Genomic DNA, 8,476 nt, shown 5'->3' on the forward strand with positions numbered 1-8,476 from the left:
TAGCCCCGGCGAACCGGGGTGCGATGATTACCATTGATAGCTCACGAAAATCTTGCCGTTACGACCGTCCTGCGGAATACCCTGCGGCGACCAGTACTCTTTATCGAAGGCGTTGCCCAGCACCAGCGTGGTGGTCATGCCTTTCAGCGCTTGTTGTCCCTGGTAGCTGACGTAAAAATCGTTCACGGCATAACCCGGCTGTTTACTGTATTCGTTGCTGATATGCGTTGAGCGATCGGCAAAGGTGCCGACCCAGCCGACGGAGAAACCGCTTTGCGCCACCGGTACGTTGAGCTTGCTGGTGACGGTGTCCGGGTTAATGCTGGAGATATATTCGCCGGTGTCCGTATCTTTGCCACGCGTGCGGTTGTACGCGACATCAAGGCTGAACAGGTCAGTCGCGTATTTTGTCATCACATCCCAGCCCCAGATTTTGGCGTTCGGAACGTTATAAGACATGGTGGTGGCTGCGGCGAAGTCGACGGATGTGGAGATATAATCCTTCGCGTTGGTATCAAAGTAGCTGGCCTTAAACTCCAGAGCATCGTTGGACAACATTAGGTCGTTAAAGCGCAGCCCAAAACCATATTCCTGCGTTTCGTTCGTTTCCGGGCGCAGATTCGGATTCGGTATCCAGTAGTTAGTGTAGAAGTTGCCGATAGAGAAGTGTTTGGAGTCGTTATACATTTCACCCATTGTCGGCGCGCGGAATGCCTGAGCATAAGAACCAAACAGCATCAGCCAGTCGGTGGGGCTGACGGTCATTCCGGCACGCGATGACCATTTGTCTGCGTCGACATCATCATAACCGTCGCTGCTGCCACGGTAGTTGTCATAACGCGTGCCGCCTAGCAGCGTAACGGGCAGGTCGCGCAGGGTGATTTCATCCTGTAACCAGCCAGAGCTGAAGTCGATTTTCGCTTCCGGGAAACCGGTCGTGGCACCGCCGGGGTGTTGTTCCTGACGATAGTATTCCCCGCCATATGTCAGCAGGTGAGAGGCAAAAGAGTCGCTGAAAAGACGGCTGCGGTTTTCGACTTTGCCACCTTTGGTCGTCTGTTTGCGGAATTCACCCGTGCTGTCGATATTCTGCGTGTTAATACGGGCTTCAGACCAGTACGCGCTGACATCGGCGTTCAGCCAGTCATTGCCTTGTGGGGCGAGTTTATAAGACATCTGCATATCACGCTGGATCGTCGAACGGTCCACCATCGGATTACTGCCGCTTGAGGCTTCAATGGTCTGCGGGTTTTTCGGTTCCTGCGCAGCATTATTGTAATAGCGCAGTGAGCCGCTCAGCGACTGCGCATCGTTAATCTGCCAGGCGCCTTTTGCCAGCATATTATTGATGGACTCATCGTTGGGCGCGGTAGAACCATCACCCTGACGCAAATCACCGCGATCGCGGCTGGACCATGCCACCAGACCGTCCAGATTATCGGTGCGGCCAAAGGCGCTGGCGCCCATTCCCAGACTGTGATCGCCGGTGCCGCCTGTGCCAAAGACGCGGAATCCGCTGTTTTGCCCTTCCTGGAGTAGATCTTTGGCATCGGCCGTCTCATAGGCGATGACGCCACCCAGCGCGCCGCTGCCGTACAGCAGTGCTGAAGGCCCGCGCACGACTTCAATACGTTTAATCAAGGCAGGGTCGAGGAACGTGCTGTTGAGATGCCCGGTGTCGGTTCCCTGACGTACACCGTCAACCAGAATCAACACACCGCGGCGGTCATAGCCACGCAGGTTAACATCCTGACCATTCGTGCGCCCCGTCCCGTTCAGGGTGATGCCGGGAACACTGCGTAGCAGGTCGGCGGCCGAGCTGGCGGTCTGGTTTTCGGGATCGGACGTATCGATAACGCTGACCATCATCGGCGCCTCGAAAGCGCTGCGTGCATTACCGGTCGCGGTGACGGTCATATCGTCTGTGGTTGCGTAAGCCGCCCCAGGCAAGGCGCTGGCGATGATGATTGCCAGTAGCGATGGGCGCAAAGAGGCAGATTGCAGGCGTAACATAACAACTCTCCATGAGGAAATTGAAAAGTGCTGGCTGCCTGGGATGACCTGGGTGGCTGGCGAAATAGAATGTTTTATTTAGTCAGGATCAGTTTTCCGGATTGCGTCTGGCGCAGCAGGTAATGTTGACCTTTATGTTCAATCAGCACCCATCCCTCTTCGCCAAGCAGCATCTTGCTGTCTATCTGGCGCTTCGCGCGAGAAGGGGAGAGCGGCGTAGTGTCTTTAATGTGTTGTGCTGCCGTAGTGTTAAGCATACCAGGCACGTCCGTTATGAAAATGATAACAAGAATGATTATCATAAAGATCAAGTTTTGCATCAAGAGTTATTTCGCAAAATTGTGTCTGGATCAATTTTGCCAGAGGAGGAGCGTCGGACTCCCTGAAGTAGGGCCGGTGTGGGGGGACGGTGCCGTATTGTCAAAAGCCCCCTTTTCATAGGGAGATGACGTTTTCTCTCGTTTGAGTGCACTGGGGTGCTGTTGGTGTTCTGTTTCTGGTTCAGGGAACGGGAACTGAGTGATGAAGTCGATGGCTCTATGACAATTTTGGAATAATAGTATTCACTGTTTTGCATCTTTTAATTGTTTATCTTTTTTGTGGTTTTGGTACTCTCTTAAACATTCATCAGGACAACTCCTGAGTTGAATTTGTATTAATTTTCCAAGTCAGTATTTAATAACGCGCTAACTATTTTAATTTACAAAATAGTTTAATTAACCTGTGGTGTTGGAGTTATTCATTATTATCGATGTTGACTCCGCAATAAATCGCCACGTTACTTAACTATATCTGGTTGTATATAGTTTTGTTTTATAACTTCATAGCGCTAATGATTGTTTGTTCAATCATTTAAAATACTTATATTTTATGTTGTTATATGAGAGGCTAATTGAGTGAACATTGAGAATAATGATATGCTTGAAAAACATGACTTTGAGTATCTGAAAAATATTGACTTTAATTCTGCACTCTACTTTTCTGCGGTTATGAGCTATAAGACGATATTTAATGCCAGTGTGGTGTTGAACTGTTCAGCGCCCACAGTGAGTATAATGCTCAAACGCTTTTGTTCCTACTTTCCCGTACCGCTTTTTGAAAGAGAAGGGCGTTGCCTGCGTCCAACTAAATACGCGGTAGAGCTGGATAAAATGATCGGGGAAACCTTTTTGAAATTTGCTCTGGCGGTGAATGACGACTCCCGCAAAGCAAAGGCGTTTGCATGAGTATGACAGTGTACTCTTCACTCATCACAGCAGACCTGTGTCTAATGACATTACGACCTGCTGCTGTTACGGCTTATTTTCCTGAGCCATTAGCTCAATAATATAATCTAACGATGATTGTACACGGAACGGCAGGTTCTTCCGGCTTCTATAAATGACATAGCAATCAATATAAATGCCCCATTCTGGAGGCAGGACGGCCTGTATTCCGCTGGTATCTTTCAGAAGTAAATCGGACGTGACCATGTACCCCATCCCATTCCGACAGCAATTGATGGCGGTGTAAACATTGTCGAACTTTAGCTTTCCCGTAACAGCGACCGATTTTACTTCTGCAGTCTCTGCATTCGCAAACTCAAAAATATTTTCATAACTGTTATTCGCCATTGAACTTAACAAAATGAAAGGATGCCGGGATAACTCTTCTGGCGTAGTAAAGGGATGGTGCTCACGGAATTCTGGGGTTGCAAACACATCCATCCGTATGCGTTTTACTTTTCTGGCGATAAGATTCTGATTATGTGGTGGCGAATACGAAATCAGCATATCGCAGGAATTATTAAAACTTACGCCTTTAAAGTAGTCGGCTTTATAGTGATTGGATGTTGTTATTGTTACGTTCAAATCAGGGAATCGTTGAAACAAGGGCGGCAGAATATTTTCTGCAAGATAAGCCTGCATACCTGAAGGGGAAAAGATGTTTACTTCGCCAGTAGGGGCTTTCTTGTAATGCTCAACCAGTTCAAAGAGCTCATCATTTTCAATAATGTGCTTTCTAATACGGGGTAACAACGTTTCGCCGAAGGCGGTTAGCCTGACAGGGCGACTCTCCCGATCAATTATTTTAATGCCTAACGTTTCTTCCACTGCCGCAATGCTTTTACTGATGCTGGCCTGGGTCAGACCCGCATTTTTCGCAGACAGACTGAAACTTTTCGTTTCAACAAGATCCAGCAGTATTTTTAAATCTCTGATTTTTAATTGTTTCATTATGTCTGTTCTGTAAACATTGTGCCTTGTTTCCAGTGTAGATGATCTACAACCTGAAATAATTACCCAACATCAACAAGGCACAATGAACTGCTTAATGGTCCAGATAGAGGTAATGCATCCAACTGGTCATACGCAGTAATACTTTACGCATAATGGCCACATGAGAAAAATGATCTGAATAGACGGCAACTTGCGCGTATATGCCATCCGGTAAGGCATCAATACTCTCATCTGGGTTCAGATCAATGAGGGCGAGAACACCTTCAGTACCCGGCGTGGCCGTCAATGATTGCAATGTCCCCTGAGCCTGATACGAGCCGCCTGGAATCGCCGGAAGCACGCCGGCCAGTTTTCCTGTGAATACCTGGCCTGGTAAAGAGTTGAACACGATCTCGGCTTCATCACCGGCTTTTAAACGCAACAATGAGTTCTGGCGGAATTGCGCCACGATCTGTCGTTTTTGTTTGGGAATAAACACCATTACCGGACGCAGCGGTAATGCCGCAGCAAAAGTACCTGGGCGGATCAACACCTGAGTAGCGTAGCCATCGCTCGGCGCACGGACAACGGTCTGCTCTAAATCAAACTTAGCTTCAGCAAGCTGGGCGCGCAGGCTGGCAACTTGCGATTGTTCGCCGTTGAGAAGACTATCAAGCTGGCTTTTGATTTGCGCTTGCTCAGCAACGGATGACTTTACTGCTGCATCCTGAGCGAGGTAGCTTTGCCGGGCATGATCAATATCGCTTTCTGAAAACGGATTCACCTTCGCCTTACTGCCTTGCAAATAGCGTTGGTAATCTTTGTACAAGCGATCGCGTTGCGCAGCTGCTGTCGCGGTATTCGCGACGGCTTCATCCATCTGCGCCTGTAGCGAATCAGCATTATGAATTGCGGTGACAATATCGGCTTCCAGTCTCGCAACGCGGGCCTGGAAGCGTGTCGGATCCAGTTCAAAAAGAACTTCGCCTTTTTTGATCAGTTCGTTTGGCTTATCCGTGACCTTACGAACAATCCCCGTCACCTGTGGCGTAATCGGAACGGATATCACCGCTTTTTGCGCCTTAAAGGTATAAGGGTGGTTATAGTTCATTAATAGAATCAGGGCACCAACCAGAAAGATTCCACCCAGAGCTGCTGTTGGGATACTCCATTTATTGACAGGAATCTTGAATATTTTAAAGACCAGCCAGGCCAGAGCCACGTAAGTCAGAATAATTAATAAATCCACAATTAATTGCCTTGAGTGTTATCAGAGTCAGCGTGTTGTTGTTGCTTTTTCACCAGCCGTTCAAGCTCAGCAATACGCAATTGCAGGTTTTCATACTGCGGTTGCTGTGCAGTCTGCATTCCCCATCCACGGTCGGGGCGATACAACGTGGCCCAAATCCAAAGGAACGGCCACAAGACATGTAACGTGAACAGGCTTACCCATCCGGCAACATGTATGGCATCGGCATGCGGGTGGTTACGTTTTTTGGCAATTTCGTAAGGAATGTCATGAATGATGATGACACCGTAAAAAATTATCAGGAACACCAGGATTAAAACGCCAAGTGCAAAATAATTAAGGAACATACTATTCCTCCTCCCTCCGTCGGGTTGGTAAAACTAAGCTCGACCCATCTTCTTTCGCTGACGTATCACCCCTAAGTTATGGTTTAGGGGGAATAGTACTAAGGGGGACAGCGTGGTTATGTCTCACGGGATGATAAATCCCGATATATTGTTTTGAGTCAGTACGGTTTTCGTGAATATTCTGTTAATTTTACTTGTTTAGATAATGTCTTGCTTAATGGTAATGAAAGCAGGATACCTTATTCAATATGTCTCGCTAGAGTTAATCGTTTAGAATTACGGAACGATTTAACTATATGGAATATAATAATTATAATTGAATTGCATGGTGAGTTTTTAAACGCTATTTTGTAAATATTTCATAAGGCGCTTCAAGTAAGAGAAAGGATTCTTTTTTCTGAGTTGATGATGTTTATGAAATGTGAGTAAATGTGCCTGAAAGAGAAATAAACAATTACTATTCTTAACACATCATTTGACCGCCGCCCGTGCGGTCTTTTTTTATGCATTATTTTTGAGGTATTTCTCTGCGCAAGGAGCAGGGGAACCATGAATTATTGCGGAGAATATTGGAACGGATGGGGCCAGAGTACAAGCGTATCGTACTGGAAAAATAGTCAATGATGCTGTTTAGTTTTCAGTTATAAAATCTTCTGCTTTAACGCCTGACTTTCTGAGTTCGCCTGGGGTTATTTTATATTTTTTGCGGAATGCCCGACAGAATGATTGCTGTGAACTGTATCCTGCATTTAAGGCAATATTTAGAATAGTATTCTGTGAATTCATTAATTCAAGTGCAGAATGATTAAGGTAGATATCCTTTATAAAGCGTCCAAGCGATATTCCCGTGTGTGCTTTAAAAAAAGATTGCAGGTAAAACTTTGAAAACCCAGAGATAGTAACAAGATCATCAATCTGTAACTTGTCTTCTGGTCTTTCATTAATCAATGCGATCAGTTGGTTGGACACTTCTTTTGTAAATGAATTGTTTTTTGAACATGCCATCTATTCTCTGTTCCTACTGACTGTACACTGTCGATGTATTCAATAATCATATAATGCGATATCAATAACAACGTTTATTTTCCGAAAAGCTAGATTGGCACAGCCTTTTTTTTGTGATGGATTTCGCATATTTTCACCATCCCTGTTTTGATGAAATGTTAAGTGTTTAAATATTTTAAACTATTAAATATTTTTGTGTAGCTGGGTTATTCTTAATATTATTTTAAGTAAAGTGTGCAGGGTTATATAAGGCGAAATGTGCAATGAAAGAGATTCTGCGTTATGTACTGACGTCTTTTTTGCTTTTTATCAGAATTTTTTCTTCTCAATGAGGCAGGATTTTATATTAACGATAATTAATGTGGTTGTCGTTTGTTCTGTTTTTATCCCCAAGAGTTGCATAGTCGTTATATCCATTTCAGATGTGGCGATTTTATTATTGTTGACAGTATTACGGTAATTGTTCATATAGTTATGATGTCTGGCGTGTGGTGAGTGATGTAGGTCTTTTGGGGTACATGTAATGTAAATGACTTTCCACTTATGACAGAGAACAGACATACATATTTTGAGTGACCATCTGATTCTTCAAAATAAACACAAGTGCTTAAGTGTGATAGCCAGTGATGACGAGGGATATATGAAAAAGATAATTGCTGGAGCGCTAGTCGCTGCTTTTTCTTTCAGTGCGCAGGCTGCGGAAATGATGCTGCAAAAAGACTTCGAGAAAGTCGCCGATCAGTATGTCAACGTCGGTGAGATCGCCACATCAGGTACGACCAGTACGGCTGAGGCGAAAGCTGAGCTTTCTAAAAAAGCAGATGAAAAAGGGGGAGACATTTTCGTGATGACCTCGGGCAACACCAATAACAAGATCCACGGAACGGCCAACGTTTATCGGAAAAGGTGAGCCTGACTGCCCCATACCAGAGGGAAAACCGCATCCGGCGATGTCCGGCAGCGACAGGAACAGAATAAATGGGAGGGAGAGGCCGGAAACCGACCTGATCCTATACCTATGAATGCAAAGAACCCGCCCTGTAGGCGGGTTCTTTGCATTTAGAGTGCACCAGGCTCTTCTATATATAGATGTGTTGGATCAAGAGACCCATCCTGGGGCGACAAGCGCAAATCGATATCCGTCTCTCACCACACCTCTTGTCACCCTTTGCCACTCACTGCGACCTTCCTGCCGCGTCGGCAAAATCAGGGGACGATTGGTGATGGGAATAGATCATTGACCATTTGCACCAAAAGCAAGAACCGGCCTATTAAGGGGGCTCAATAGAGCCGTCGTGTTGGAGATGCGCTAACGCTGCTGTCGTTGAACAGCTGATTGTTCCCAAAGGGGCTACGGTGATGAACATCTATATAGATGTAGGGATGCAGGAAAGGCAGAGTGTGTGTCAGGTATAGATAAATGACATGTCCCCGCGGCATAGATACACGACTCTGTAAGTCGTTGTGGCTGGAAATATCGGCATCATTGTGGATAACTCTGTGTGTAAATGGGTATAAGGCGGCATTTTGCTGTGGAATGCAGCAGTCAGTCATTTTTCTGTCATTTAAGGGTTGCGGGCGCCAGAGAACTCCCTATAATGCGCCTCCATCGACACGGCGGATGTGAATCACTTCACACAAACAGCCGGTTCGGTTGAAGAGAA

General features: G+C 46.0%; 8 protein-coding genes. 2 read left to right on the plus strand and 6 right to left on the minus strand.

What is annotated here, in order from left to right; translation table 11 throughout:
* Positions 1 to 27: 27 nt before the first annotated feature.
* The gene (locus tag AC07NP_RS10500) at positions 28 to 2,013 is read right to left on the minus strand and encodes a TonB-dependent hemoglobin/transferrin/lactoferrin family receptor (RefSeq protein WP_494660435.1); all 1,986 of its coding nucleotides are present in this window, start codon (positions 2,011 to 2,013) and stop codon (positions 28 to 30) included.
* A gap of 74 nt (positions 2,014 to 2,087) precedes the next feature.
* Entirely contained in the window at positions 2,088 to 2,270 is a 183-nt protein-coding gene (hemP, locus tag AC07NP_RS10505; RefSeq protein WP_238929175.1) for a hemin uptake protein HemP, read from the minus strand.
* A gap of 660 nt (positions 2,271 to 2,930) precedes the next feature.
* On the opposite strand from hemP, the gene AC07NP_RS10510 reads away from it, so the two are divergent.
* On the plus strand, positions 2,931 to 3,239 hold the full coding sequence (locus AC07NP_RS10510) for a LysR family transcriptional regulator (protein ID WP_203359219.1): 309 nt from the start codon (positions 2,931 to 2,933) through the stop codon (positions 3,237 to 3,239).
* A 66-nt stretch (positions 3,240 to 3,305) separates the two neighbouring features.
* Here AC07NP_RS10510 and AC07NP_RS10515 read toward each other — a convergent pair whose 3' ends face one another.
* From AC07NP_RS10515 to AC07NP_RS10530, 4 genes are all read right to left on the minus strand, one after another.
* Positions 3,306 to 4,229 carry a LysR family transcriptional regulator gene (locus tag AC07NP_RS10515; RefSeq protein WP_494660436.1) on the minus strand — a complete coding sequence of 308 codons (924 nt, stop codon included), beginning with the start codon at positions 4,227 to 4,229 and terminating at the stop codon, positions 3,306 to 3,308.
* 94 nt (positions 4,230 to 4,323) lie between these two features.
* Positions 4,324 to 5,460: an HlyD family secretion protein gene (locus tag AC07NP_RS10520; RefSeq protein ID WP_203359217.1), complete on the minus strand. Its 1,137-nt coding sequence runs from the start codon at positions 5,458 to 5,460 to the stop codon at positions 4,324 to 4,326.
* Between the two features lie 2 nt (positions 5,461 to 5,462).
* Positions 5,463 to 5,807 (minus strand): DUF3302 domain-containing protein, encoded by a 345-nt coding sequence (locus tag AC07NP_RS10525; RefSeq protein ID WP_203359216.1) that lies wholly within the window; start codon positions 5,805 to 5,807, stop codon positions 5,463 to 5,465.
* 630 nt (positions 5,808 to 6,437) lie between these two features.
* On the minus strand, positions 6,438 to 6,812 hold the full coding sequence (locus tag AC07NP_RS10530) for a helix-turn-helix transcriptional regulator (RefSeq protein ID WP_203359215.1): 375 nt from the start codon (positions 6,810 to 6,812) through the stop codon (positions 6,438 to 6,440).
* Positions 6,813 to 7,452: 640 nt separating this feature from the next.
* Between AC07NP_RS10530 and yahO the strand changes: the two genes are divergently transcribed.
* Positions 7,453 to 7,722, plus strand: a complete 270-nt coding sequence (yahO, locus tag AC07NP_RS10535; protein ID WP_192613689.1) for a DUF1471 family periplasmic protein YahO — start codon at positions 7,453 to 7,455, stop codon at positions 7,720 to 7,722.
* The last annotated feature ends 754 nt before the right edge of the window (positions 7,723 to 8,476 follow it).

The sequence above is a fragment of the Citrobacter sp. GW821-FHT07H02 genome, from assembly GCF_059418505.1.